The organism is Nannocystis exedens (genome assembly GCF_002343915.1).
Taxonomy (GTDB): domain Bacteria; phylum Myxococcota_A; class Polyangia; order Nannocystales; family Nannocystaceae; genus Nannocystis; species Nannocystis exedens.
Genome location: NZ_NETK01000001.1, coordinates 10,988,955 through 11,013,159 on the forward strand (window position 1 = coordinate 10,988,955; position 24,205 = coordinate 11,013,159).

Sequence of the window (24,205 nt, forward strand, 5' to 3'; positions counted from 1 at the left end):
CGCGCCCACCGAGCGAGCGGTGGCGGTCGAGATCAGGACGCCGACGTTGTGCGCACGCATGTCGTCCGCGGCTAGCAGACTCCGACCTCGTCACGCAAATTTTCTGCATAACTCTCCGTCGCCGTCGCCCGGCGCGCCGCTGTCGTACACATGACCTTCCTTGAAGCTGCGATCGAAGTCCTCCGCCACGAGCCCGAACCACTGCACTTCTCCGAGATCGTGAAGCGAGCCGTCGATCGCAACCTGCTCTCGCACGTGGGTCGCGATCCGGTCGCGGCGATGCAGGCCAGCCTCAACGCCGCCGTCCGGGGCGACAGCGCGCTGCTCGTGCGCAGCAAGCCGGGCTACTTCCAGCTCCGCCCGGGCGCCGCGCCGCCGCCCGCGGCCGCGCCTCCGCCCCCGAGCCGCCCCCGGCTCCGGCCCCTCCGCCGGCCCCGGCGCCGACCCTCGAGCTGCCCTTCGAGACGGCGCCCGTCAGTGCAAAAAAGTCGAACGATGTCGAAGCCTTGCAGCCAAAAGTGGAAGCGAATTCGATGCTGACCGAAGACACCCGTGACGAGGAGGAGACGAGCGAGGGCGACGAGGGGACGACCGAGGAGGGCGGCGGTCGACGCCGTCGCCGGCGGCGAGATCGATTCGGCGTCCGCGGCGAAGCTCCGGCCCCGCAACAGGTGGCGATCAAGCCGACCCGCCGCGGGCTCGATTCCGGCAAGCGCGCCGAGGTGCTGCAGCGCGTGACCCCCAACCTCGAGTTCGAGGCGCCCAAGGGCGCGGGGCTCGACGGCGTCACCGACGTGGCGGTGGTGATGGCGAACGCGATGTCGCGGCTGGCCGAGGAGCGCCCCGAGCTGCGCACGGAGCTCGAGAGCATGCAGCGCCCGCCGCCGCCGCCCCCGAGCGCGCCGGCGGTCGAACACCGCAGCCTGCGGCGCCCCGGTCCGATCGGCGCCCCCCGCCGCGGCCGCAGCCCCAGCCGCAGCCCCAGCCGCAGCCCCAGCCGCAAGCCGCGAGCGACGACGAGGAGCGCCCGGGTCGGCGGCGTCGCCGTCGTCGCCGCCGCGGCCGCCGCAGCGAGGGCGGGCTGACCGAGCTCCGCACGGTCCGCGACGAGGCGTCGGAGTCGTTGCTGCAGCAGGTCGCGCAGGTGATGACCGACGCCGGGCCGCGCTCGCTGCACATCCGCCAGATCGCCGAGACCCTCGCCGGCATGGGCGTACTCGGCGGCGAGATCTCGGAGATCGAGCGCGCCGTGACGGCGGCGATCCTGCTCGACATCCGCCACGGCGGTCGGGCGTCGCGGTTCATCGCCCGCGGCGACGCGCGCTACCAGCTGCACGCGAGCCGCGTGCCCCCGGCGGTCACCGCCGCCGAGCAGGCGCTGCACGCCGCCATCGCCGCGCTCAACAACGAGATCGCCAACGCGTTCGTGCAGTGGTTGCAGACACTTGGGCCGCGAGGGCTCGAGGCCGTCGCGCGGATCTGGTTGACCCGCGAGGGCTACCCGGTGCTGGCGACGTTGCCCCCGAGCCGCGGGATCGCCAAGCTCGTGATCGCCGACATCGAGGGCGACGCCGACTCGGAGTCCGAGGAGGACGAGGCCAACCCGAAGCTGCTGGCGCTGATCCTGCCGCGTCGCGCGGGGATCGACGCGTCGGCGTGGGCGGGCGATCTCGAGCGGGCGCAGGCGTCCGGCTGCCTGGTGTTCTGCATGGGCGATCCGCCCGCCGAACCGCCGTGGGGCGACGCCCGAGTCGTCACCGCCGGCGAACTCGCCGCCTGGTTGCGCGCCCAGGGCGTCGGCATCAGCCCGTTGCCGGTGGCGATCGGCGCGCTCGATCCGACGGTCCTCGAGTCGATCAGTGGCCTCGACACCTGAATCGCTGCGGGCCGTGTGGCTCGGCCGCATGGGCTTCGAAGAGGCGCTCGCGCTGCAGCTCGCCGCGCGCGAACGGGTGGTCGCGGGCGAGCCGGGGGTGCTGTTCCTGGTCGAGCACCCGCCCGTGCTGACGCTCGGTCGCCGCGGCCGGCGGGAGGACATCCTGTGGTCGGAGGAGCAGCGCGCGGCCGCGGGCCTGACGGTGTGCGAGGCGCCGCGCGGCGGCGAGGTGACGCTGCACGGGCCCGGGCAGCTGGTGGCCTATCCGATCGTGATGGTGGGTCGGCGGATCCGCGAGCACATCGTGCGCCTCGGCGACGTGGCGATCGCGATCTTCGCGGAGCTCGGGGTCGACGGCTGCGAGTTCCGCATGGAGCACCCGGGCGTGTGGCGCGGATCCGAGAAGCTGGCGTCGATCGGGCTCCACGTGAGCCGCGGGGTGTCGATCCAGGGGATCTCGATCAACCTCGCGGTCGACCCCGAGCTGTTCGGCGCGCTGGTGTCCTGCGGCCTGCACGGCGTGACCGTGACCAGCGCGGTCTCGGTCGGCGGGCGAGCGACGTCCGTCGAGGCGGCCGGGCGGCGCTTCGCGGCCCTCTACGCGGCGCAGTTGGGCCTGCCGCTGGTCTGGGAGGACGCGGAGGGGTATGGTAGCGATCGACGATGATCCGACTCCGCGCGGCGCTCGCCCTCGTCCTGTTCGCTTCGGCGTGCAGTGAGTCGGACGGCGGGCGCTACCCGGTACGGCTCAGCCTGGCGCTGCCCGGCGAGGCCGCGGACCTCGAGAGCCCGGTGTCCGAGGCGCTGCAGGCCGCGTTGCGCGACAGCGCGATCTTCGCTCCGGACGGGGCCGACGGCTCCACGGTCCACGGCGAGGCCACGCTGACCCGCGAGGCCGCCGAGGCGCCGTGGATCCTCCACGTCGGCATGGCCGTGCCCGATGACCTGCGCTCGAAGTTCGCGGTGTCGGCGATCACGAGCTCGGCTTCGGCCGGCACGGACGCGTTCCGCCCGTCGAGCGAGGCGCTGGCGGACGCGGCGCGGCGGGCGATCACCGGGCTCGAGGCGCAGTGTCGGCTGGCTCGCGGCGACGCGAGCGGGCTGGAGGTGCTGCTGTCGTCGGGCGAGCCGTCGCAGATCCTGGTGGCGCTCCGCTACGTCAGCGACCGCGAGGCGAGGGAGCACGCCAGCCGGCTGGTGCCGCTGCTGCGCAGCGAGGACACGCGGGTGCGCATGGCGGTGCTGGACGTCCTCGGCACGGTGGGGACTTTCGACCACGCGGCGGCGATCGTGCGCGAGGTGCATCGCCTGGACCCAGGGGCCACGCGCGAGGCGTATCGCGCCCTCGCTCGCCTCGGCGGGACCGATGCCGTCGGATTCCTGCGATTCGCGGCCGCCAACGAGGATGATCCCGAGTTGCGCGCGGAGGCGGAGCGTGCGCTTTCGTCGGCGCTGTCCGGAAAGCCGCCGAGTGCCGCAGAGGTTCCGCGTGGTGTAGATCTTCCGAAGTTAGCGCGAGGGCACCGGCAATGACGCTCGCTCACATCCGTGCGGTCCTGATCTGTCTCTCCGGCGTGCTCGCCGCGACGCCGGCTCAGGCGCAGGAGCCCGCCCCGGCGCCCGCGCCCGCCGCCGCACCGGCTCCCGCGCCCGCAGCGCCCGCGCCCGCGCCTGCAGCACCCGCGCCCGCGACCCAGTCGGTGGCCACCCCGAGCGCGACGCCGGAGGCCGGGGTGCCGGTGCCGCCGCCCTCCGCCGCGCCGCCGCCGGTCTCCCCACCGGTCACGGCCCCGCCGACCACGGCACCGTCGACCTCGGGAGCCGCGCCGACCCCGGGAGCCGCGCCGACCCCGGGAGCCGCGCCGACCCCGGGAGCCGCGCCCTCGTTCGACTGGGGCGGACGCCAGGTCGAGCCGCTGCCGCCGCCGCCGACGCCGGCCGATCCTTCGAAGATCCGGCGCGACGCGTGGCGCGGCAGGTTCTGGATCGCACCGCGGCTCACCATCACCGGACCCATCGGCGGCGACAAGCCGGCGCGGCCGACGCTGCTGACCATCGGCGGCGGGTTCGACTTCGGCGTGCGCCTCAACAACCGCATCGGCTTCGGCATGGGCCTCTCGGGACAGACGCACACCAGCATCCGCACGACGCTGCCCGGGACCACCGACAAGACCATCAAGAACGGCGGGATGTTCTTCTTCGACCCGGTGTTCGTCCGGCTGTACTTCATGAAGAAGCGCTTCCAGCCGCTGCTGGAATTCGGCGTCGGCTACGCCCGGGCCAAGATGCCGCTCGGCGACGTCCTGCACGGGGCCCAGATCCGCGCCGGCCTCGGCTTCGACGCGTGGGTGTCGAACCAGGTGACGCTCGGCTTCACGACGGTGTACCGCATGATCGCGCTCAACATGCCGAAGGACGGCATCACGCCGGCGCACTGGGAAGTCGGCCACGCGCTGCAGGGCGCGCTGCAGATCGGGCTGCACTGGTAGCGGCGGTGGTCTTCGCAGCCCGGCACGGCGCTGCAACTTCGGAGGTCCTGATCGCGCAGGCTCGTCGCCGGCGATGTCATCGCACCGCGCGCTCGCGTTGCGGCTCGGGTCGCGCCGGTGACGAGGACCGATGACGCTCAACGAGCGCCGCGGACGGCGCCGCGTTCGCCGAGGTCCGCGAGCAGCGCGCTGACGCGGCCGAGGAACTCGCCGTCCAGCGCAGCGCCGGTGACCTCGGCGGCCTCGCGGACGGCCTGCTCGACGGTCGTGCCGCGGGCCAGCAGCGCGTCGAGCAAGGCCTCGGCCAGGGGGCTCAGGTGCAGGGTGCGGACGGCGTGCTCGCGGTCGCGGTAGAGGAGCAGGGCGGTCGGCTCGCGGCGCGGGGCGACGTCGGGCTCGTCGGGCAGCTCGTGGACGGTGAAGGCGAACCGACCGAGGCGGGCGCTCGGATCGAACTCGAGGCGGGCGTCGAGCGCGAAGGGGCGCGGGTCCGCCGGCGGGCGCAGCGGGGCGGCGCCCACTTCGTGCAACAGGAGCTCGTGGCGCGAGAGGTCGCCGAGCCATGCTGGCGCTCGGGGCATGTCCTCCGGGACACGTTCGTTCGACCAGCGAGGCCCCGCCCACGCCGCGAACTCGCCGGGCAGGTCGCGGAGCAGGCGCGAGCGCGGGCCGGACTCGGCGAGCCAGGCGTCGGCGTCGAGCTCGAAGGCCGCCTGGCCGCGGGCCGCAGCGGTGCGCGGCAGCAGGTCGGCGAGCACGCCCCGCACCTGGCGGCGGATGAGCTGGCGGTAGACGAGCAGCCGCGCGGGGTCGACCTCGGCGAGCGAGGCGACGGCCGCCGGCCCGACGCCGCGCTCGCGCAAGAACGCGGCCAGCTCGGCGGGCGCTCCCGGCTCGACGGTCGGATCGACGATCAGCCGCGAGAGCCCGCGCTGGATGTCGTCGAGCTCGGGGTCGGCTCGGGAGGGATCGTCGGCGGCGGGCGCGTCGAACGCCAGTGACGTGGACAACTCGACCCGCCCGGCACGACCGGCCGCCGTGGGGTCGGAGGGTCGCCTGTCCGCGAGGATAGGGGCTTTCAAGGCCGCCGGGGGTGCGGATGGTCGTATGTCCGCGGGGACATGTGCTGTCCGCTCGGCCGTGGACAGGTCGAGGGGCGCCCTGGAAGAGATGTCCTCCAGGACATGTCCGGACCCGGTCTCGCGGCCGGCCAGCGCGGCGTCGTAGATCGCCGCCAGCGCGCGGACCTCGGCCACCAGCTCGGCGTACTCGGGGATGTTGTGGTCGCGCTCGTAGAGGACGGGCAGGGGACCGAGGCGGGCGACGACGCGGCCCATCAGCGCGCGAACGGCCGCGGGCACCGGGGCGCCGTGGGTGTCGATGACGAGGCCGCCGAGGTGCGGGCGGACCTCGCCGCCGGCGACGTGGAGGCGGACGACGCGATCGAGCGGCAGGTCGGCGACGAAGGCGTCGGCGTCGAAGCCGTGGTTGGTGGCGTTGACGACGACGTTGTTGACGTCGAGGAGCAGGCCGGCGTCGGCGCGCGCGAGCACCTCGTGGAGGAACTCGAGCTCGCGGGCCGCCAACGCGGCGCCACGAGCGGCCCCGGGCGGGGCGCCGGCCGGCGCGTAATAGCTGATGTTCTCGAGCGCGAGCGGCCGCGCGAGCGCGTCCTGGGCCCGGCGGATCTGGTCGGCGACCTGCCGGGCCGCGCGCCGGGTGAACGGCAGCGGCAGGAGGTCGTGCAGGCAGACGCCGTCGCGGCCCGTCCAGCACAGGTGGTCGGTGTGTTCAGCGACGCCGAGCGCGTCGAGGAAGGCGCGCAGCTCGGCGAGGTAGGCGTCGTCGAGCCCGGTGGCGGCCCCGACGTTGAGCATGAGGCCGTGCGTGAGCAGCGGGCGTCGCTCGGCCATCGTCGCCAGGGCAGCCGGGAAGTAGCCGCCGCGGCGCATGTAGTTCTCGGGCGAGATCTCGAAGAACGCGAGCGCCGGGTCGACGGGCGCGGCCAGGGCCTCGTCGAGGAAGGCCCAGCGCAAGCCGAGGCCGATGCCGGTCGGACGGTTCATCGTCGCGTCACGCATGCTGGTCCACCCTGCGAGCCGCTGCCCGGCTGGCCGAAGGGACAGGGCCTGGTGTGCCGCTGCCGGGCTGGCCGAAGGGACAGATTGCACGGCGGCGGGACGCGGGCAGGATCGAGTCGCAGGCTGGTCGAAGGGGCAGGTCACGCGCGGGCCTGACGCGGACGACCGCCCGGCGTGCGCGCCCGGGCTGGTCGAAAGGACAGCCGACGAGCGCGGCGATCAGCCGCAGGTGCCCTCGCCGCAGGCGGCCTCGCCCTTGGCCTTCTTGGCGGCCGGCTTCTTCTTCTTCTTCTCGGTCGTGGTCGTAGCCGGCGTGGCGGCGGCGTCGGCCGGGGCGGTGGCGGTGGCGGTGGTCGCCGGATCGGCGGCCGGCGCCGCGTCGGTGGCCGCGGTCTCGGTCGGCTTCGAGGCGGCGCAGCTGGTGTCGCCCTTCACGCCGCTGCAGCCCTTCTCGCCGCCGCAGCCCTTCTCGCCGCCGCAGCTCTTCTCGCCCTCGGCGTGGCCGCCGCAGCTCTTGTCGCTGTCCGCGTGGCCCTTGCACGACTTCTCGCCCGCGGCGCCGGCGTTGCCCGGGACTTCGGTGGCGTCGGTCTGGGCCTTGTTGCAGCCGCCGAGAGTGAGGCCGGAGCCGAGCAGGGCGAGGGTGGCGGAGATCGTGCGAATATCCATGATTTGAGTGCTCCTGTGCGTTCGTTACGGGGGTGGACGCGCGGCGGATCGCTGCGCGTCGGTCACTTGGCTGCGGCCGCGGGGGCGGGCTCGGCAGCGGGGGTGGATGGGGTGGCAGCGCCGGGCGACGGGGCCGCGGCGGTCGAGCCGGCGGGGTTCGGGCTCGGCGCCGGGGCCGGGGCGCCGGACGCCGCGGGCTTGCCGTCGGGTCGAGCGACGAACTCGAGCGAGACCGCGGCCTCCTTGGCGACCTTGGGGGCGAGCTGCTCGAGCGTCTTGGCGGCCAGCTTGCTGAAGCCGGTGCGCGGGCGGACATCGTACTCGTCGAGGCCAATCGTCAGCGGCTCGACGCTCTTGACGTGGACCTCGCGCAGGGTGTCGCCGTCGTAGCGGAAGGTGGCCTCGAGCTTGACCGACTTCTCGGCCTTGCGCTGGTGGAGCAGGAAGTCGCCGCTGGCGGTGAAGGTGACCTCGCGCTCGGGACCTGTCACTTTGGACAGGTCGGTGACGGAGGCGTCGGTGATCCGCGTCAGCGCGAACTCGACGACGGAGTTCTTGGCCAGCTCCTCGGCGGGGGTGTCGGGCGAGATCTCGAGCCACTGCCGGGCGTGCTCGTTCTGCGTGTCGTTCTTGACCTCCTCGCCGAACTCCTTGCCCGCCTCGGGGGCGGTGCGCTGGTAGAGCTCGAGGTCGCGGAGCTCGACGCGCACGAGGCCGCGTGACTTGGCGAGGTCGCTCGGGTCGAGCCACACCTCTCCCCCGAGGGCCGAGGCCCGGACCTTGCCGCGGATCTTCTCGACGGGGGCCTCCATGTCGAAGCCCAGCTTGCCGTTCGTGCCGTCGATGGCGAGGTGGACGGCGGTCGGGGCCGGCGGCGGCGGCTTGACCTCGAGCTTCTCGGCCTTGGGCGCCAGCTTGACGGGCTCACCGCCGCCGCACGCGGAGGCGAGGGCGACGAGGAGGACGAGAGCACGGGGGAACCGGCGCGGCATCGAGGACTCCTCGGCAACGGTGCGTCCGGGCGAGTGTTACACGGCCCCGGTCGCTTCCCGCAGCCAGCCGGCGAGGGTCGCAATCGCCTGCTCGATGCCGGCGCCGACGTCGCGCGGACCAGGGCCGAGCATGTAGGCGGGCGTGGAGACGATGCGGAGGCGCTCGTCGACGACGGCGCGATCGACGGTGCAGGCCTCGTGACGGGCGCCCAGCGCGGTGAGGGCGGCCGCGGTGCCGGCGTCGTCGCCGATCGTCAGGCGAGCACCGCCGATGCCGAGCTTGCGCAGCACGGCGGCCAGGATCGCGGGGCTGATGCAGATGGCGACCAGCGGCTTGCCGCGCGACAGCGCCTCGCCGACGAGGCGCACCAGCTCGGTGTCGACGTCGGCCTCGGGACCGCGGACGGCGAAGTCGCTGAGGTTCTTGGCGACGCCGAAGCCGCCCGGCAGGACCAGCGCGTCGAGCTCCTCCATGCGCGCGCGATCGAGCGGCTCGACCTTGCCGCGGGCGATCCGCGCCGACTCGACGAGGATGTTGCGCGTCTCGCCGGTGGGCTCGCCCGTGAGGTGGTCGACGACGTGCATCTGCGGACGATCGGGGGCGAAGCAGCGAGGCTGCAGACCGGCGCGCTCGAGGAAGTAGAGGGTGAGGACGGCCTCGGTGATCTCGGCTCCGTCGAGGTAGCCGCAGCCGGCCAGCACGACTCCGACGCGTTTTTGCTGCATCGCGGGGACCTTACCACGAGATGCGACTGGCCAGGCGCGGGCCGGGCGACGCATCCTGGGGGCGGTGCTCGTCGCCCTGTTCACCGCCGGCCTGCTGCTCGCGCCCGCGCCGGCGCCTCCGCCCCCGCGGCCGCTGCGGGAGGCGCTGCGCGTCGAGCCGGGCGCGACGTGCCTCACCGCCGACGCGCTCGCCGACGCGGCGACGACCTGGCTCGGACACGACACGATCGATGCGTCGGTCGCCCGCATCGACGTCCGCGGCGATCCGACGCGGCCGCACTCGGTGGCCATCGCGCTCGAGATCCGCGGCGAGCTCGTCGAGCGCACGCTCGATCCGCCGCGACCGACGTGCAACGATTTGCATGCGCTCGTCGGGCTGGCGATCGCCATCGCCGTCGACGCGGCGGTGCTCGAAGGCCTCGGCTATGAAGTGATCGAGCCGGGCGAGCAGAGCGTACCGCAGGCGCAAGATCCGGAGCGGCCGCCGCTGCAGCGACGCTCGCGGCGCGGCGAGACGAACGAGGCGCCGGCGCGTCGCGCTTCGGTGTCGGTGGTGGCCGCCGTGCGCGGCGGGGCGTGGCTCGGGGTGTTGCCGGGGCTCGCGGGCGGGGGCGGCGCGCAGCTCGAGCTCGGGTGGCGCAGGTGGGTGGACCTGCGCGCAGGGCTGTTCGGCGGCTACGGGGGTCCTCGCGCGATCGACGCTGGCACGGTGGTGACGCCGAGCCTCGTGGGCGGTCGGCTGGACGTGTGTGCTGCGCTTGCGCGTCCGCGTGTGCGGCCCCGCCTGTGCTTCGGGCCAGCCGGCGGCGCGCTGCAGAGCGGCGCGAAGACGCCCGGCGTGCAGGCCGTGGTGGCGCCGTGGGTGGCGTTGATGGTGGCGACGGAGCTGCGGATCTGGGCCACCAAGCGCTTCGCCTTCGACCTGGCGGTCGACCTCGTGGTCCCCGTGGTCCGGCCGGTGCTCGCCGAGCGCGATCCGAGTAAACAAGGTATGGTCGGACAATCGCTGCCGGTGCCGCCCGTGGGTGCCGTGGTGAGCCTGGGCGTAGCGTTCACGATCCGGTGAAGGATTTGACGGACACGCGACATACAGCCAAGCGTGACGGCCCTCAGGTCCTCGATGCGGCGCGCCTGTTCCGCGAGCACGCGGAGTTCGTCGCCAACTTCGCGGTCCGCCTCGGGGTCGGCCGCCCCGAGGTCGACGATGTGGTCCAGGAGGTGTTCCTGGTCGCCCACCGCCGCGGCGGCTTCGTCCCGGGGCCTGCGCGGCCGACGACCTGGCTGGCCGAGATCACGCTGCGCGTGGTGTCCGCGGGCCGTCGCAAGCGCCGCCGGTCGTGGGAGGACGCCGACACCGAGGCCGTCGCCGCCGCGTCCGCGCACGCCGGCAGCTCCCCCGGCGAACAGGCCGAGGCCAGCGAGGCGCTGCGCCGCGTGCAGCAGGCGCTCGACACCCTGGAAGAGGGCAAGCGCGCCGTGTTCATCCTCTTCGAGCTCGAGGGCGAGAGCTGCGAGGCGATCGCCGCCGGCCTGGGGATCCCGATCGGAACGGTGTATTCGCGGCTGCACAAGGCCCGCAAGCAATTCATGGAGGCCCACGCCCGCCTCGTCGCGGCGCCGGCTCGGCCGCTCGCTCGCTCGCAAACGGTGACGTCATGAACCAAGAGCCCACCCGCCTCCTCGACGACGTGACGGCCTCCGCCGGGCTTCGCCGCGACCTCGCGGCCGCCGCTCGCCATCGCGTGCCGTACGACGCCGGCGCCGGCGCCGCCCGCTTCGAGGCGTCGCTGGCCAAGGGCGCCGGCGCGGCCTCCTCGAGCTGGGGCGCCGGCACGTTCGGGCTCGGGGCGCTCATTTTCGGCGGACTGATCGGCGCCGGGCTGTGGCTGTCGCAGCCGTCGGCGACGACCCCGCCTCCGACGACGCCGGCGGTCGCCGGGGTGGGCGACGGGCGGCAGGCCGAAGCTGTCGCTCCGGACATGTCTGCAAAGCCAGCTGTCATGCCGGCCTCGCCCGCGCCCGAAGCTGTCGCACAGGACATGTCCCCGAAGCCAGCTCAAGCGGCGGTCGATGCGCCCGAAGAGGTCGTGCAGGACATGTCCGAAAAGCCAGTCGTGTCGTCGGCCCGCGGCGACGCCAAGAAGCCGCGGACGGGCAAGTCGTCGCGCGCCGAGGGGCCGCGCGGGGCGAGCCGGGCCGGCGACGGCGCGGCCGACTACCTCCGCGAGGCCCGGAGCCTGCAGGCGGCCCGCGGGTTCCTCGGGCGCGATCCGGCCGAGGCGCTGGCCCGGGCCGAGGCGGGGGCGGCCGAGTTCAAGGCCGGGCAGTTCGCCCAGGAATGGGAGGGCGTGGCGGTGCTGGCCCTGTTCGAGCTGAACCGCAAAAGCGAGGCAGAACGGCGCGCAGCGGCGTTCCTGAGCCGTTACCCGAACGGGCCCTACGCGGCCCAGGTGCGCGAGGCGCTGGACCGACCGTGACGGACCGCGGGCGAAATCGTCCGCGTTCGCCACAGATCTCACATGCCGGGCCGCCGCTCGGCCGGTGCCGTGAGTTGACTCCGGTGGCATGCTCGCCAAAGTGCGCTCCCCCCACTCTGCGCTGATCGTGGCCGCGGCATGCCTGCTCGAGAGCGGCTGTCTCTTCACGGTCTTCGTCAAGGACGCGGGAGGCGAGGAGGCCGGGACGGGCGGGGGCACCGGGTCCTCGGGGGCCAACGATCAGATGACCCAAGAGCCAGGTGCGAGCGACCCCTCGACCAGCACGGGCGAGGCGACGACCACCGACCCGTTGATGTCGCCGGACTTCGGCTTCGACGTCGGCGAGCCGGACCCGTGGGAGTTCTGCACGACGGTGCTGGTGCCCTGCGACGAGGACAACGAGGACATCGACCACGCGCTCGGCCTCAACTGCGAGGGCGGGCTGCAGACCGAGGGGGCGCTGACGTGGTCGGGCGCCGACGGCTCGCGCCGCGTGCTCGCGGAGCAGCTCGGCATCACGGACGTATTCGCACCGACCGAGGGGGCGCGCCGCGTGGTGCTGTCGACCGGCGACGCCAGCCACGTGCTGCTGTCGGTGGGACAGATGCCGAGCCTGGGCAACTGTCCGGTCACGGAGACGTGCCCGTCGACCGACTGGCCGGGCAACGACCTGATGGAGCTGCCGCCGCCGATCGACACCACGCCGCTGCAGTGCGAGGCCAACAAGCAGCCGCCGGGCCCCGGCGACTGCAGCGAGACGATCCAGACCCAGTGGGGCCTGGGCGGCGAGCCGCTGGTCGCCTACGACTACACCGAGCTGCGCTTCCAGGCGGTGGCGCCGACGTACACGGCCGGGTTCGCGTTCGACTTCGCGTTCCTGACCTCGGAGTACCCGCCGCGCTTCCCCGGCGGCCATAACGACATGTTCGTCGCCTGGGTGGCGAGCGAGCGCTACACCGGCAACATCGCGCTCGACCCCGACGGCCACCCGATCGCGGCCGAGACCCTCCCGTACGAGATCAAGCTCGACCCGATGCCGGTCGCCTGCGACGACGACTGCGTCGACATCCCGCTGCGGGAGTTCGCCTTCGAAGGCCACGCCGGGACGGCGTGGTACGCAGGGGAGATCGGGATCAACCCCGGCGAGTCGATCGAGGTCGTGTTCGCGCTGTTCGACGTCGGTGACCCGACCGTCGACAGCGCGGTGCTCCTCGACGGGGTCCGCTGGCTGTGCGCCCCCCCGCCGTCGAGCGTCTGAGCGCGGGCCTCGTCGGCCTCGAAAAAAAATTCTCGCGACCGTGAAGGACGGTCGAGGCTCCGGACATGAAGAGACGTGAGCCACGCACGAAGCTCGCGCCTCGGGTCCACCCGGAGCGCCCTTCCTCTCCGCGTCTGCCCGAACGGCGGCGCGGGGTGCCGCGGTCCACAGTCCGAACTCGCCGAGCCCCGCGATTCCCGATCACGGCGGGGGTTGTATGGGGGGTCCGAACACCGCTCACATCGTCGGGCGCACGTCGTCGTCGCGCCCTGGAGTCCGCGGGGGTCTCGTCGAGTCTCGGACATTCTTGTGTAGTGGTGCGTCGGAGCACTGGGGGGTGCTCCGCCGCGGCGCGCGTCAGACAACTGACGCGCGCTTTTTTTTGCGCCGAGAATGACATGTCCCGAAGGACATGTGACGATCACGGCGCGCCGAGCAGGGCGTCCAGGCTGCCGCGGGTGATGGCGTGGTAGCCCGGACGGGCGACCGCGAAGATCTCGCGGGCCAGCGCGGCGCCCTCGGGGGTGGCGAGCAGGGCGTCGTAGATCGGCAGGACGTACTTGCGGCGACCGACGCTGGTGAGAAACTCGCGGATCCGCGCGTCGGCCGGACGATAGCCGTGCCGGGCGGCGAGGATCAGCCACTCGGACAGGAGTTCGGCGTTGCCGGCGGCCGTGAAGTGGTAGGCGGCGTCGAGCTCGGCGAGCACCGCGGCGGCCGGGCGTGAGCCGTCCTTCAGCGGCAGCGCGCGGAGGAAGTGGATCCACTGCAAGGGCGAGAAGGCGCGGGCGTCGATCTTGCGCCCGGCGGCGAATTCCCGCGCAGCGTCGGCGGCGAGCGTGAGGCTGGCCGCCTGCGGACGCGGAGCGTCCTCGGGCAGGCCGGGGGCCTCGAGCCACCGATCGACGTCGGGGGCGGTCTGCCCGGGGAGCAAGGGGGCCTTGAGCTCGGCGGTCAGGAAGGCGCGGAACGCCTCGGTGGTCTGGCCGGTGAAGGCGTGGCGATCGAACCAGGCGCGGACGAACGGGTCGAAGGCGTCGCGGCCGTAGGCCTGCTCGAGCCGGCGCAGGAACAGCGCGCCCTTCTCGTAGGCGACGTCGGTGACGGCGTCGTCGGGATCGCGGCCCGAGAGGTCGAGGTGGAGGATCTGGTCGCCTGGTCGATCGGACATGTCCGCGAGCTCGATCTCGAGGTGCTCGCGGCCGAGCACCGCCTCGACCTCGGCGCGCTCGCGGCCGTAGATGGCCTCGAGGATCCGCCGCTCGACGTAGACGGTGAAGCCCTCGTTGAGCCAGAAGTCGCGCCAGGTGGCGTTGGTCACCAGGTTGCCGGACCAGGAGTGGGCGAGCTCGTGGGCGATCAGCGACACCAGCGAGCGATCGCCGGCGAGGATCGTCGGGGTGACGAAGGTGACGCGCGGGTTCTCCATGCCGCCGAAGGGGAAGGCGGCCGGCAGCACGAGGACCTCGTAGCGGCCCCAGCGATACGGGCCCACGGCGGCCTCGGCGGCCGTCAGCATGGCCTCGAGGTCGGCGAACTCGGCGCGGGCGCGCGGGAGCACGCCGGGCTCGGCCCACACGGCCGTGCGCGGGCCGAGCTGGACCGACTCGAGGCGCCCGACCGCGAGCGCGAGCAGGTAGGCGGGGATCGGCTGGTCGAGCTTGAAGGTCCGGAGGACATGTCCGTTCGGACCTGTCTCATTGGATAGCTCTTCCGCGGCCATGACGGCGCGGTACGGCGCGGGGGCGGCGATCCGGGCGGCGACGGCGGCGCGGATCCCAGGGCTGTCCTGGCACGGCACCCACGAGCGGGCGTGGATCGCCTGCGACTGGGTGTAGAGGAACTCGCCGGCGCGATCGCTGGTCTGCTCGGGGGCGAGCCACTGCAGACCGGTGCTGGCAGGGCTGGTGCGGTAGTGGACGCGCACCCGGTCGGCCCCGGGCGGGAGGTCGACGGAGAGGGCCTGGCCGAGGATCGGGTGGGGGCCGGCCAGCGCGTGCGTGGTGGTGACCCAGTCTGTCCGATCGGGCAGATGGGCCTCGACCCGCTCGATCTCCAAGTCGCGGGTGTCGAGGACCAGCGGGGCGTCGGCGACGCTGCGCGTGAGCGCGAGGGTGGCGCTGCCGCGGAGGACGTGGGCGTCGAAGTCGACGGTGAGGTCGAGCTCGATCGCGTCGACGCGGACCTCGTCGGGGCGGGCGAACGAGTGAGGATCGCGGCCGGGCTGGGGAACGGCGGGGAGCTGCACGACGGCGGCCGGCGGAGTGACGATCGGCGTCGCCGGAGCGGGCGCGGAGCAGGCCGAGACGGTGAGCGCGGCGAGGGCGACGAGGAGGCGAGACAAGACGCTGTATTGTAGCGGCTCGTCGGGGCCGGCCTAAGCGCGAAGAAGTGAGCCGTGCCGCACGACTCGGCCCAAGGTGAAGCGCAGAGCGTGACGCACGAGGTCACGAGGGGTCGGCGCAGCGAGGGGGGCGCACGAAGCCTTGCGGGGCGGCGCAGCGAGGAGGGGCGCTCGAAGCGGGTCGCGGTCTCGTGGAGCGCAGCCGCGGCGTCACCCGGTGGCACGTCGGGCGAAGCAAGCGAACCGGGGACAGGGGTCCCACCACTCGGCGACGGGGAGCGTCGGGCGGAGAAGCGAGCGGACGCGAGAGAACGTGTGCCGTGCACCCCGCGGCCGGGCGCTCGTACGGAGAAAGCGAAACGGGCGCGGGGGGGACCCGCGCCCGTCCAGGCGCCGCGGCGTCGGGCTCACTCGCGGTTGAGCGAGATGAGCAGGCGGAGGACGTACCAGAACATCAGCGCGACGGAGGCGAACAGGGCCAGCGCCGCCGAGATGTACTGATCCTCCTCGTAGTGATGCACCACGTTGGAGGTGTCGTAGAGGATGTAGCAGGCGGCGAGGATGATCATGCCGATCGTGAAGCCGAGCCCGAGGGTGAACCCGAACAGCAGGCTGGCGACGATCAGGCCGAGGACGCCGAAGCTGACGATCATCAGGGCCGAGCGCATCCACGAGAAGTCGCGCTTCGTGGCGAGGACGATGCCGGTCAGCGCGGCGAACGTGGCCAGGGTGGTCACGCCGGCGGTGAGGATGATGTTGTTCTCGGGGCCGCTCAGGACCTGCGCGACGAGCAGCAGGGGCAGGAAGATGATCGCCTCGAGGACCACGTAGAGGCCGAGGCCGAGGTACTGCATCGGCTTGGAGCGGGCGGCCTGGGCGAGGTGGGTGGCGACGGTGCCGACCAGCATGAAGAGGCCGAGGACCACGAGCCAGCTGGTCGGGCTGCCGGTCATCTGGATCGCCAGCTTCAGGGTCGCCGGGGTCCGGAGCAGCACGAACTCGAGGGCGACGAACAGGGCGATCGCGCCGGCGAGGTGGATGTACGTGCGCTCGATGAACTTGGCGCGGCCCGCGAGGGCGGCCTGGGGAGTGGCGGTGTCGGCGTAATACGGCTGCTGTTGCTGGTTGAACGTCACGGGGGCGGCCTCCTCGACCGTGGGAGCGGGTCCCACGGTACCTGAGAAATGCGATCGGTGGAGGAGATTAGCCAGGGACGTCCACCGGAGCAAGTCCGCGCGCGCCCGCGAGCCGGACCGGGGGGCCCGGCGGCGAGGCTCGCGTCGCGCTCCAAGGTGCGCTACAGCCCCCGCGATGCCGCCGCGCGACCCCCTCGGGCCCCTGATGAACCTGAACGTCGGCCACGTGCCTCTGGTCGCGCTCCAGCGCCTGGCCAATCGCATGCGCGCGGCGAAGATCCCGGTCACGGCGCTGACCGAGCAGAGCTCGGTGGATCCGGAAACGGGCGCCGTCACACGCGCGCTGGCGCTGTGTCACAGCTGCGCCGGGACCTGTTGCACCAGCCTCCGCGTGCCGATCACCCGCGCCGACGCGCGCCGCCTGGCGCGCCACGTCGGGACGACGATCCGCGGGCTGGGCCTGTATCCGCGGCAAGGTGGCGACGACGAGGCGGACGACGTGGCGGGCTACCTCACGCTCGGCGAGCGGCCGTGCCGCTTCTTCTCGGCCGGCTGCACGGTCCACGTGGCGCGGCCCGACGTGTGCCGCAGCTTCGGCCTCAACGCGTGTACGAAGGTCGGCACCTTCGTGCCGCTGCGACAGGTGGCGCGGCGAGGCAAGGCATGACGGCGGCGGCGGCGATGGTGCGCGTCGAGGGGCTGTGCAAGCGGTTCTCGGTGCCGCGGCGCGAGGCCGGGCTGCGCGCCGCGCTGCGGGCGCTGGTGCGGCGGGAGTACCGCGTGGTCGAGGCGGTGCGCGACCTCGAATTCTCGCTCGCGCCGGGCGAGCGCGTCGGCTTCCTCGGGCCCAACGGCGCCGGCAAGACGACGACGCTGAAGATGCTCGCGGGCCTCATCGTGCCGTCGGCGGGCCGGGTCGAGGTCGCTGGGTTCACGCCGAGCGACCGCCGGCCGGAGTTCCTCCGCCGCGTCAGCCTGGTGATGGGCCAGAAGCGGCAGCTGAGCTGGGACCTGCCGGCGATCGACAACTTCGAGTTCAACCGCGTGGTCTACGAGATCGACCCGGTCCACTACAAGCGCCGGCTCGAGGAGCTGACGGCGCTGCTCGACGTCGGCGAGGTGATGCGCCGGCCGGTGCGCCAGCTCAGCCTCGGCGAGCGCATGAAGTGCGAGCTGGTGGCGGCGCTGCTGCACGGGCCGCAGGTGCTGTTCCTCGACGAGCCGACGATCGGGCTCGACGTGTCGATGCAGCTCGGGATCCGCGAGTTCATCCGCCGCTACAACGCGGAGCACGGGGCGACGGTGATCTTGACGTCGCACTACATGGAGGACGTGGCGGCCCTGTGCCCGCGGATCCTGGTGATCGACGGCGGCCGGCTGCGCTTCGACGGCAGCATCGAGGCGCTGCGGCGGCAGATCCGGCCGCTGCGGCGGGTGTCGGTGCGGGCGGCGGCGCTGCCGGACGACCCGACGGCGATGGGGCGGGTGGTGCTGCGGGAGGGCGGGCGGCTGGTCCTCGACGTCGCGCCGGAGCGCGTGCCGGAGGTGGTCGGCGCCCTGGTGGCGCTGCCGGAGGCGCAGGACCTGGCGGTCCACGACGCGCCGCTCGAGGAGGTGATGCGCGCGCTGTTCGGGCGCGAGGAGGCGGCCGATCTCGGCGGAGCGATCGGGCATGCGCGATAGGCCAGGTACAGAAGGACATGGGCGAAAGAGCATGTCCCAGCGGGCGGGGCAGCTGGCGCGGGTGACCGCGGCGGTGTGGCGGATCAGCCTGGCGGAGGCGATCGCGTACCGGGTGTCGATGCTGATGTGGGTGCTGACGACGACGTTCCCGCTGGTGTCGCTGGCGCTGTGGTCGGGGCTGGCGGCGTCGGGCCCGGTCGGCGACTACGCCCGCCCGGACTTCGTGGCGTACTTCGTGGCGGCGTTTTTGATCCGCCAGTTCACCGCCAGCTGGGTGGTGTGGGAGCTGTCGGGGCAGATCCGCAGCGGCGACCTCAACACGCTGCTGATGCGGCCGATGTCGCCGATGCTGTACCACGCGATCCAGAACCTGGCGGCGCTGCCGATCCGCTGCGCCCTGGCGCTGCCGATCGGGGGGGTGGTGCTGGCGCTGGCCGGCGGGCTGGCGTGGCCGAACCCGGGGTCGCTGGCGGCGCTGGCGCTGTCGCTGGCGCTGGCGTGGCTGCTGAACCTCGGGGTCCACGTGTCGATCGGCTGCCTGGCGTTCTGGGTCACCGAGTCGACGGCGCTGTTCGAGGTGTGGCTGGGGCTGTACCTGGTGCTGTCGGGGGCCGCGGTGCCGACCAGCCTGTACCCCGCCGGGCTGGCGGAGGTGGTGCGCGCGCTGCCGTTCCACGCGTCGCTCGGCTTCCCGGTCGAGCTGGCGATCGGCCGCGCGACCGGCGCCGCGGTGACGCACGGGCTGGCGCTGCAGGCGCTGTGGGTGGCGGCGTTCGGGGCGCTGGCGGCCGTGCTATGGCGGCGCGGGGTGCGGGCGTACGAGGGGGTCGGGACGTGAGCGGACATGTCCCCGAGGACATGTGGCGCCGGACTTCGGAAGCTGTCGTGAAGGGCAGGTCCGAAAGGGCATGTCCCTGGGGTCAGCTGCCTCGGAGGGGGTCGTGAACGCGGCCGACCTGTCCGAAGGGACAGATGCGAAGGGCCGGGGCCCCCGGCTGCTGTTCTACCTGCGCCTGGTGGCGGCGCAGCTGGCGATGAGCACGCTGACGGCGCTGCAGTACCGGCTCGGGTTCTGGACGGAGGGGCTGCTGGGGCTGCTGTGGAGCGTGATCGGCATCGCGCCGCTGTTCGTCGCGGTCGACCACCTCGGCGCGGTCGAGGGCTGGGGCCGGTGGGAGCTGGTGGTGCTGACGGGCTGCTTCACGATGCTGTCGGGGCTGTTCACGGCGCTGCTGCAGCCGGCGCTGCGCGCGAGCATGACGCACATCCTCAAGGGGACGCTCGACTACGTGCTGCTGCGGCCGGCCGACGGGCTGGTGCTGTGCCTGACGTGCGCGTTCCAGCCGTGGCACCTGGTGGAGGTGCTGGGCGGGCTGGCGCTGGTGGTCGCGGGGCTGTCGCTCGGCGAGGCGGAGGTGACGGCGACGGGGCTGCTGGCAGGCCTGGTGACCGGCGCGGCCGGGCTGATGGCGCTGTACGCGTTCGGCGTGCTGGTGCTGTGCGCGTCGTTCCGGGCGCTGCAGCTGCAGGCGCTGACGCACGTGATGGAGGCGCTGATGGACTTCGGCCGCTGGCCGGCGCAGGTGTTCCCGCCGCTGCTGCGGTTGCTGTTCACGTTCGTCATCCCGCTGCTGGTGATGACGAGCTACCCGGCCGAGGCGCTGCTCGGTCGCCTGTCCTGGGGGACAGTCGCGCAGCTGGCGGCCGTGAGCGCGACGCTGCTGGTGCTGGCCCGCCTGGCGTGGGTGCGATCGGTGCGCGGGTACACGTCGGCGTCGAGCTGACGGCCGCGCGAGCGCCGGCAGCCGATGAGCGATGCCGGCGCGCAGGGACGCGTCGGCGCCGAGTTCACGGCGTCACGAGGCGTGCCGCCCAGCCAGCACCGACGCGGCCGCCGCGGCCAGCAGTGGGTACACGGCGACGACTGGGGGTCCGCGTCAGCCACGACACGGCAGTCGGCCGCGTGGCGATCGCCGGTTGCGCTTTTGGCGCAGGTCGCAGCAGGGCCTCCGGAGGGGTGGCAGGCGCCTGCGCGAGGCGCGGCCGGGGGCCGGCAGGGAGGTCCGGCACGGGTCAGGGGCGGGCCCCGGCGGCGATGGTGGACAAAGCAGCCACGGCCCGGTAGACAGCCCCGGTGAGCGAAGAAGACAAGGCGCCAGCGACCGGGCAGGGCGTGCGCATGGAGCTGCCGACGTGGGACCACAGCCGCAGCAAGCGCCGCGGCGGCGACGCGGGCCCGCAGGACGACGCGTTCGTCACCGGCGTGAAGGAAGCGGGGCGCACCGCCAAGGCGCGCAGCGGGCTCGTGATCGGCGGCGCGATCGCGGCGCTGGCGGTGATCGTCGGCATCATCGTGATCTTCAACAGCCGGCAGACGGCGTCGGCGACGGCGACCCGCCAGCTGGCGACGGCGGCCCGCTACGAGTCGGAGGCGGAGGTCGGCGACCCGGCGCTGCTGCTCGGGGCCAACAAGGGCAAGCCGGTGGCGCCGATCGTCAAGGACGAGGCGGAGCGGACGGCGGCGGTCAACAAGGCGCTCGACGAGCTCGACGCCTCGGCGGCCGGCACCGACGCGGCCATGGTCGGCGCGCTGGTGCGGGCGGCCGGGCTGCTGCGCGCGGGCGATCCCGCCGGCGCGGAGGCGCTGTACCGCGAGTTCCTCGGCAAAGCCGGCGCCGGACATCCGCTGCTGTTCTCGGCCCGCGAGGGGCTGGCGTTCGCGCGCGAGGCCCAGAACGACCTCGACGGCGCGCTGGCCGAGCTCGAGACGCTGGCCGGGCAGAAGGGCGCGTTCTACCGCGACATGGCGCTGTGGCAAAAAGGCCGGATCCTCGAGCGCCAGGGCAAGACCGACGCCGCGCTCGAGGTCTACCGCCAGTACATCGCCGAGTACCCGCTGCAGCAGCCGTCGATCGCCCAGAACGACGTGCGCAAGCGGCTCGAGGAGCTCGATCCGCAGGCGCTCGCCGGGCAGCCGGCGCCCGAGTCGCCGATCCAGGTGATGGACGCGCCAGGAGCGCCCACCCCGTGACGCGCGCGGTCCGGGCCCACTGTCTCTGGGGACATGTCGCTCTCGCCATGTCCCTCGGGGCATGTGCGGGCGAGACCCGCACGGTCCTGCCCCACCCGGAGCTGACGCCCGGCGCGCGCGCCAACCTCGAGCTGGCGCGGGTGCAGCAGATCGCGCTGCCCGACTACGGCGTGCTCAACCCCGACGAGTTCGCCGGCGTGGCGCCCGATCCGGGCCGCCGGCTGATCTACGTCGGCACGCGCGCGGGCTCGCTGCTGGCGCTGTCGATGGAGACCGGCGAGGTGGTGTGGGAGCAGCAGTTCCCCGGGGCCATCTCGAGCGTCCCGAAGCTGGCGGCCGACGGCGAACTGATGCTGCTCGGGACCGACAACGGCGACCTGATGGCGATCGAGCTCGACACCCGCAAGACGCGGTGGAGCTACTCGACGCTGGGGACGATCCGCAACGAGCCGCTGGTCCGCGGGGGCACGGTGTTCGTCGTCAACTCGCGCGACCAGGTGTTCGCGCTCGAGCTGACGACGGGGGCGTGGCGCTGGCAGTACGAGCAGCCGTATCCGACCGAATTCACGGTCCACGGGCACGCGGGCCTGTCGTACCTCGAAGCCGAGGTGACGCAGGCGCCGGACCAGGCCGCGAGCGCCAGCGCCATTTCGGCGGAGGCGGTGCTCGGCGAGGGCGGGGCGAACGAGGAAGAAGCGGCGGAGACCAGCGGCGACGCGCCCGCTGAAGGCGACGACGCGGCGGCTGCAGGAAACGCGGCACCGGCGAGCGGGGCGGCTGCGCCGGCGACGGGCGCGCTCGCGGGCGGCGCGGCGGCACCGGGGACGGGTTCGACTCCCGCCGGGAGCGGCGAGGCGGCCGGGGGCGCGGGCCATGGCTCGGCCGGCGGCAAGGCCGGTGCGACGACGGGCGGCGCGGGGAGTGGTCAGGCCGGCGGCAAGGGCCCGCCCGGCCCGCCGACCGGGACGATCTTCACCGGCTTCAGCAACGGCAAGGTCGCGGCGATCGGGGCCCAGTCGGGCGAGCCGATGTGGCTGGCGAACGTGGCGCCGCCGGCGGGCGGGGACTTCGTCGACGCCGACGGCACGCCGCTGATTTTGGGCGACCGCGGCGAGCTCGTGGTCACCGGGCAGAGCACGGGCGTGTACGGGCTGGCGCTGGCCGACGGGCTGCAGCGGTGGTACCGGCCGCTGCGTGGGGCGGGCTCGGTGGCTGCCGGTCCGCGCGGGCTGATGATCGTGGCCTCGGCGCTCGAGGGGGTCTTCGCGCTCGAGCACGACGGCCGCGTGCGCTGGCGGCAGCAGCTCAACCCCGGGTTCGTGCAGACGCCGTTGATCGTCGGCGACATCGCGTTCATCGCTCACTCCGACGACGGCCTGCTCGCCTACGACGTCGAGACCGGCGAGTTCCTCGCCAACCTCAACACCGGCAGCGGGATCTCCGGGCCGCCGGTGTACGACGGCGAACTGGGCCGCTTCTACACGATGTCGAACCGGGGGATGCTGGTGGTGTTCCGCACGGTCGAGGACGACGCGCGAGGGTTCGTGCGCGGCGCGGTCGAGTCTGTCCCTTCGGTCAGGTGAGGCCCGGGCCGCGGATGTGAGGGTCCAGACGGGGCTCGTGCGGAAGGTCGACGGGCTTTTCTGCTAATCACAAGAGCATCCCCGGCCACACCGAGATCCCCGCGCCGAGCATCGGCGCCGCCGAGACGTACCGGTTGATGACCGACCTGGTCGCGCCGCGGCCGATCGCGTGGGTGTCGAGCGTGAGCGACGACGGCCGCCGCAACCTGGCGCCCTTCAGCTACTACCAGGCCGTCTGCTCGCGCCCGCCGATGGTGGTGTTCAGCGTCGCGTGGTGGCCCGACGGACGGATGAAGGACACGCTGGCGAACGTGCTGGCGACCCGCGAGGTGGTCATCAACCACGTCACCTCCGCGCACGCGGAGGCGATGAACGCGACGTCGGCGCCGTTTCCGCCCGAGACCTCCGAGTGGGAGGCATGCGGGATCGCGGCCGAGCCGGCTGCGGTCGTTGCGCCTCCTCGCGTGGCCGGGGCGCTGGCCTGTCTCGAGTGCAAGCTCGTCCACGCGCTTCCGCTGGGGGGCGGCGCCCCCGGCAAACCCTCGGCCACGCTGGTCGTGGCCGAAGTGGTCCATTTCGCCGTCGCCAGCGAGCTGCTCCGTCGCGACGCGCGAGGCCGCCTGCTTCCGATCGACCCCGGGCAATTGCAGTCGATCGGCCGCCTCGGCGGGATCGCGTACACTCGCACGACGGATCGCTTCGAGCTTTTGCGCCCCGAGGCGCCCGGGAGCAAGGCCAGTGACTGATTCGTCCGCACGAACCTCCGGAACCGACACCGTCGAGCCGACGCGCCTGTTCGGATCGTTGCCGGCGGAGGTCTCGATCTACGAGGTCGGGCCGCGCGACGGGCTGCAGAACGAGGCGACGATCCTGTCGGCCGACCGCAAGATCGAGATGATCGAGGGCCTGGTCGACGCGGGCGTCAAGCGCATCGAGGTGACGAGCTTCGTCAACCCGCGCTGGATCCCGGCGCTCGCCGACCACATGGAGGTCGCGACCCGGATCCGCCGCAAGCCCGGCGTCACCTACAGCGCGCTGGTGCCGAACCTCCGCGGCCTCGACGCGGCCTCGCGCGCGGGCATGCAGGAGATCGCGGTGTTCATGGCGGCGTCGCAGACGCACAACCGCAAGAACATCAACAAGACCACGGAAGAGGCGCTGGCCACGTACCGCGAGGTGGTGACCGAGGCGAAGAGCCGCGGGATGACGGTGCGCGGCTACGTCAGCACCGTGTACGGCTGCCCCTACGAGGGCGAGGTGCCGTTCGAGAACGTGCTGCGGGTCGGCAAGAGCCTGCTCGACATGGGCTGCTACGAGCTGAGCCTCGGCGACACGATCGGCGTCGGCACGCCGCGGCAGGTCGAGTACATCCTCGACGGCCTGCTGCACGCGGGGGTCCGGCTCGACCAGCTCGCGGTCCACTTCCACGACACGCGCGGCACGGCGCTGGCCAACATCACGGTCGCGCTGCAGCTCGGGATCCGCACCGTCGACTCGGCGATCGGCGGCCTCGGCGGCTGCCCCTACGCCCCCGGCGCGTCGGGCAACGTGTCGACCGAGGACGTGGTGTACATGCTGCACGGGATGGGCTGCCGCACCGGGATCGACCTCGATCGCCTGGTCGCGATCAGCGCCCGCCTCGGCGGCCACCTGGCCCGCGAGCTGCCCAGCAAGTACCTCAAGGCCCACCTCGGCCACTGCGCGCGCGTCGGCAAGCCGCTCGTGTGAGGCGGGGCTCGTTCGGGCGAGCTGCGGGCGAGGGCATGTGCGGAGGGACATGCTCGAGCGGGCATGTTCGACCGGTCATGTGCGATCGGACATCAACCGCCGGGATGCCGTACGCGCGCGCTGCGGCCGAGG

General features: G+C 73.2%; 25 protein-coding genes. 18 read left to right on the forward strand and 7 right to left on the reverse strand.

The window, feature by feature from the left end:
* Positions 1 to 90: 90 nt before the first annotated feature.
* A complete protein-coding gene (locus tag NAEX_RS53520) occupies positions 91 to 255 on the reverse strand; it encodes a hypothetical protein (RefSeq protein ID WP_245914002.1) in 165 nt (54 codons plus the stop codon).
* Here NAEX_RS53520 and NAEX_RS54835 point away from each other — a divergent pair.
* From NAEX_RS54835 to NAEX_RS52555, 6 genes are read left to right on the forward strand one after another with little or no spacing between them, the layout of a single operon-like run.
* A complete protein-coding gene (locus NAEX_RS54835) occupies positions 202 to 540 on the forward strand; it encodes an HTH domain-containing protein (protein WP_245913998.1) in 339 nt (112 codons plus the stop codon). The two genes, NAEX_RS53520 and NAEX_RS54835, sit on opposite strands and share 54 nt — an antisense overlap.
* Positions 534 to 1,085: a hypothetical protein gene (locus NAEX_RS42795; RefSeq protein ID WP_096333237.1), complete on the forward strand. Its 552-nt coding sequence runs from the start codon at positions 534 to 536 to the stop codon at positions 1,083 to 1,085. The genes NAEX_RS54835 and NAEX_RS42795 overlap by 7 nt, the downstream gene beginning before the upstream one ends.
* A gap of 38 nt (positions 1,086 to 1,123) precedes the next feature.
* On the forward strand, positions 1,124 to 1,876 hold the full coding sequence (locus tag NAEX_RS42800; RefSeq protein WP_096333238.1) for a hypothetical protein: 753 nt from the start codon (positions 1,124 to 1,126) through the stop codon (positions 1,874 to 1,876).
* On the forward strand, positions 1,860 to 2,543 hold the full coding sequence (lipB, locus tag NAEX_RS42805; protein WP_143825736.1) for a lipoyl(octanoyl) transferase LipB: 684 nt from the start codon (positions 1,860 to 1,862) through the stop codon (positions 2,541 to 2,543). Before NAEX_RS42800 ends, lipB begins: the two co-directional genes overlap by 17 nt.
* On the forward strand, positions 2,540 to 3,409 hold the full coding sequence (locus NAEX_RS42810) for a HEAT repeat domain-containing protein (protein ID WP_096333240.1): 870 nt from the start codon (positions 2,540 to 2,542) through the stop codon (positions 3,407 to 3,409). The genes lipB and NAEX_RS42810 overlap by 4 nt, the downstream gene beginning before the upstream one ends.
* Positions 3,406 to 4,365: a hypothetical protein gene (locus NAEX_RS52555; RefSeq protein ID WP_177325840.1), complete on the forward strand. Its 960-nt coding sequence runs from the start codon at positions 3,406 to 3,408 to the stop codon at positions 4,363 to 4,365. Before NAEX_RS42810 ends, NAEX_RS52555 begins: the two co-directional genes overlap by 4 nt.
* Before the next feature lie 137 nt (positions 4,366 to 4,502).
* On the opposite strand, the gene NAEX_RS42820 is transcribed toward NAEX_RS52555, so the two are convergent.
* The 4 genes from NAEX_RS42820 to elbB form a co-directional block, all read right to left on the reverse strand.
* Positions 4,503 to 6,446 carry an MbnB/TglH/ChrH family RiPP precursor modification enzyme gene (locus tag NAEX_RS42820; RefSeq protein WP_143140111.1) on the reverse strand — a complete coding sequence of 648 codons (1,944 nt, stop codon included), beginning with the start codon at positions 6,444 to 6,446 and terminating at the stop codon, positions 4,503 to 4,505.
* 219 nt (positions 6,447 to 6,665) lie between these two features.
* On the reverse strand, positions 6,666 to 7,115 hold the full coding sequence (locus NAEX_RS42825; RefSeq protein WP_096333242.1) for a hypothetical protein: 450 nt from the start codon (positions 7,113 to 7,115) through the stop codon (positions 6,666 to 6,668).
* Positions 7,116 to 7,177: 62 nt separating this feature from the next.
* Positions 7,178 to 8,107 carry a hypothetical protein gene (locus NAEX_RS42830; protein WP_177325841.1) on the reverse strand — a complete coding sequence of 310 codons (930 nt, stop codon included), beginning with the start codon at positions 8,105 to 8,107 and terminating at the stop codon, positions 7,178 to 7,180.
* A gap of 36 nt (positions 8,108 to 8,143) precedes the next feature.
* A complete protein-coding gene (elbB, locus tag NAEX_RS42835; RefSeq protein ID WP_096333243.1) occupies positions 8,144 to 8,833 on the reverse strand; it encodes an isoprenoid biosynthesis glyoxalase ElbB in 690 nt (229 codons plus the stop codon).
* Between the two features lie 64 nt (positions 8,834 to 8,897).
* Between elbB and NAEX_RS42840 the strand changes: the two genes are divergently transcribed.
* The 4 genes from NAEX_RS42840 (at position 8,898) to NAEX_RS42855 (ending at position 12,568) form a co-directional block, all read left to right on the forward strand.
* Entirely contained in the window at positions 8,898 to 9,899 is a 1,002-nt protein-coding gene (locus NAEX_RS42840) for a hypothetical protein (protein WP_096333244.1), read from the forward strand.
* Positions 9,896 to 10,492, forward strand: a complete 597-nt coding sequence (locus NAEX_RS42845) for an RNA polymerase sigma factor (protein WP_170136482.1) — start codon at positions 9,896 to 9,898, stop codon at positions 10,490 to 10,492. Before NAEX_RS42840 ends, NAEX_RS42845 begins: the two co-directional genes overlap by 4 nt.
* Complete coding sequence (locus NAEX_RS42850; RefSeq protein ID WP_096333246.1) at positions 10,489 to 11,310, forward strand: hypothetical protein; 822 nt, start codon at positions 10,489 to 10,491, stop codon at positions 11,308 to 11,310. Before NAEX_RS42845 ends, NAEX_RS42850 begins: the two co-directional genes overlap by 4 nt.
* A gap of 100 nt (positions 11,311 to 11,410) precedes the next feature.
* On the forward strand, positions 11,411 to 12,568 hold the full coding sequence (locus NAEX_RS42855; RefSeq protein WP_143140112.1) for a choice-of-anchor L domain-containing protein: 1,158 nt from the start codon (positions 11,411 to 11,413) through the stop codon (positions 12,566 to 12,568).
* Positions 12,569 to 12,989: 421 nt separating this feature from the next.
* On the opposite strand, the gene NAEX_RS42860 is transcribed toward NAEX_RS42855, so the two are convergent.
* Positions 12,990 to 14,912 carry a M1 family metallopeptidase gene (locus tag NAEX_RS42860; RefSeq protein ID WP_211302566.1) on the reverse strand — a complete coding sequence of 641 codons (1,923 nt, stop codon included), beginning with the start codon at positions 14,910 to 14,912 and terminating at the stop codon, positions 12,990 to 12,992.
* A 407-nt stretch (positions 14,913 to 15,319) separates the two neighbouring features.
* On the reverse strand, positions 15,320 to 16,084 hold the full coding sequence (locus NAEX_RS42865; RefSeq protein WP_245913926.1) for a Bax inhibitor-1/YccA family protein: 765 nt from the start codon (positions 16,082 to 16,084) through the stop codon (positions 15,320 to 15,322).
* A 139-nt stretch (positions 16,085 to 16,223) separates the two neighbouring features.
* On the opposite strand from NAEX_RS42865, the gene NAEX_RS42870 reads away from it, so the two are divergent.
* The 8 genes from NAEX_RS42870 to NAEX_RS42905 all read left to right on the forward strand — a co-directional run bounded on the left by NAEX_RS42870 (position 16,224) and on the right by NAEX_RS42905 (position 24,073).
* On the forward strand, positions 16,224 to 16,715 hold the full coding sequence (locus NAEX_RS42870) for a YkgJ family cysteine cluster protein (protein WP_096333908.1): 492 nt from the start codon (positions 16,224 to 16,226) through the stop codon (positions 16,713 to 16,715).
* A 14-nt stretch (positions 16,716 to 16,729) separates the two neighbouring features.
* Entirely contained in the window at positions 16,730 to 17,731 is a 1,002-nt protein-coding gene (locus tag NAEX_RS42875) for an ABC transporter ATP-binding protein (RefSeq protein WP_096333909.1), read from the forward strand.
* Positions 17,732 to 17,762: 31 nt separating this feature from the next.
* Positions 17,763 to 18,569: an ABC transporter permease gene (locus NAEX_RS42880; protein WP_170136484.1), complete on the forward strand. Its 807-nt coding sequence runs from the start codon at positions 17,763 to 17,765 to the stop codon at positions 18,567 to 18,569.
* Between the two features lie 103 nt (positions 18,570 to 18,672).
* Positions 18,673 to 19,515 (forward strand): ABC transporter permease, encoded by an 843-nt coding sequence (locus tag NAEX_RS42885; RefSeq protein ID WP_170136485.1) that lies wholly within the window; start codon positions 18,673 to 18,675, stop codon positions 19,513 to 19,515.
* Between the two features lie 350 nt (positions 19,516 to 19,865).
* On the forward strand, positions 19,866 to 20,762 hold the full coding sequence (locus tag NAEX_RS42890) for a tetratricopeptide repeat protein (RefSeq protein ID WP_143140113.1): 897 nt from the start codon (positions 19,866 to 19,868) through the stop codon (positions 20,760 to 20,762).
* Positions 20,763 to 20,809: 47 nt separating this feature from the next.
* Positions 20,810 to 22,345: an outer membrane protein assembly factor BamB family protein gene (locus NAEX_RS42895; RefSeq protein ID WP_096333251.1), complete on the forward strand. Its 1,536-nt coding sequence runs from the start codon at positions 20,810 to 20,812 to the stop codon at positions 22,343 to 22,345.
* Between the two features lie 137 nt (positions 22,346 to 22,482).
* Positions 22,483 to 23,091 (forward strand): flavin reductase family protein, encoded by a 609-nt coding sequence (locus NAEX_RS42900; protein ID WP_096333252.1) that lies wholly within the window; start codon positions 22,483 to 22,485, stop codon positions 23,089 to 23,091.
* Between the two features lie 46 nt (positions 23,092 to 23,137).
* A complete protein-coding gene (locus NAEX_RS42905) occupies positions 23,138 to 24,073 on the forward strand; it encodes a hydroxymethylglutaryl-CoA lyase (protein WP_420814183.1) in 936 nt (311 codons plus the stop codon).
* Positions 24,074 to 24,205: the final 132 nt, after the last annotated feature.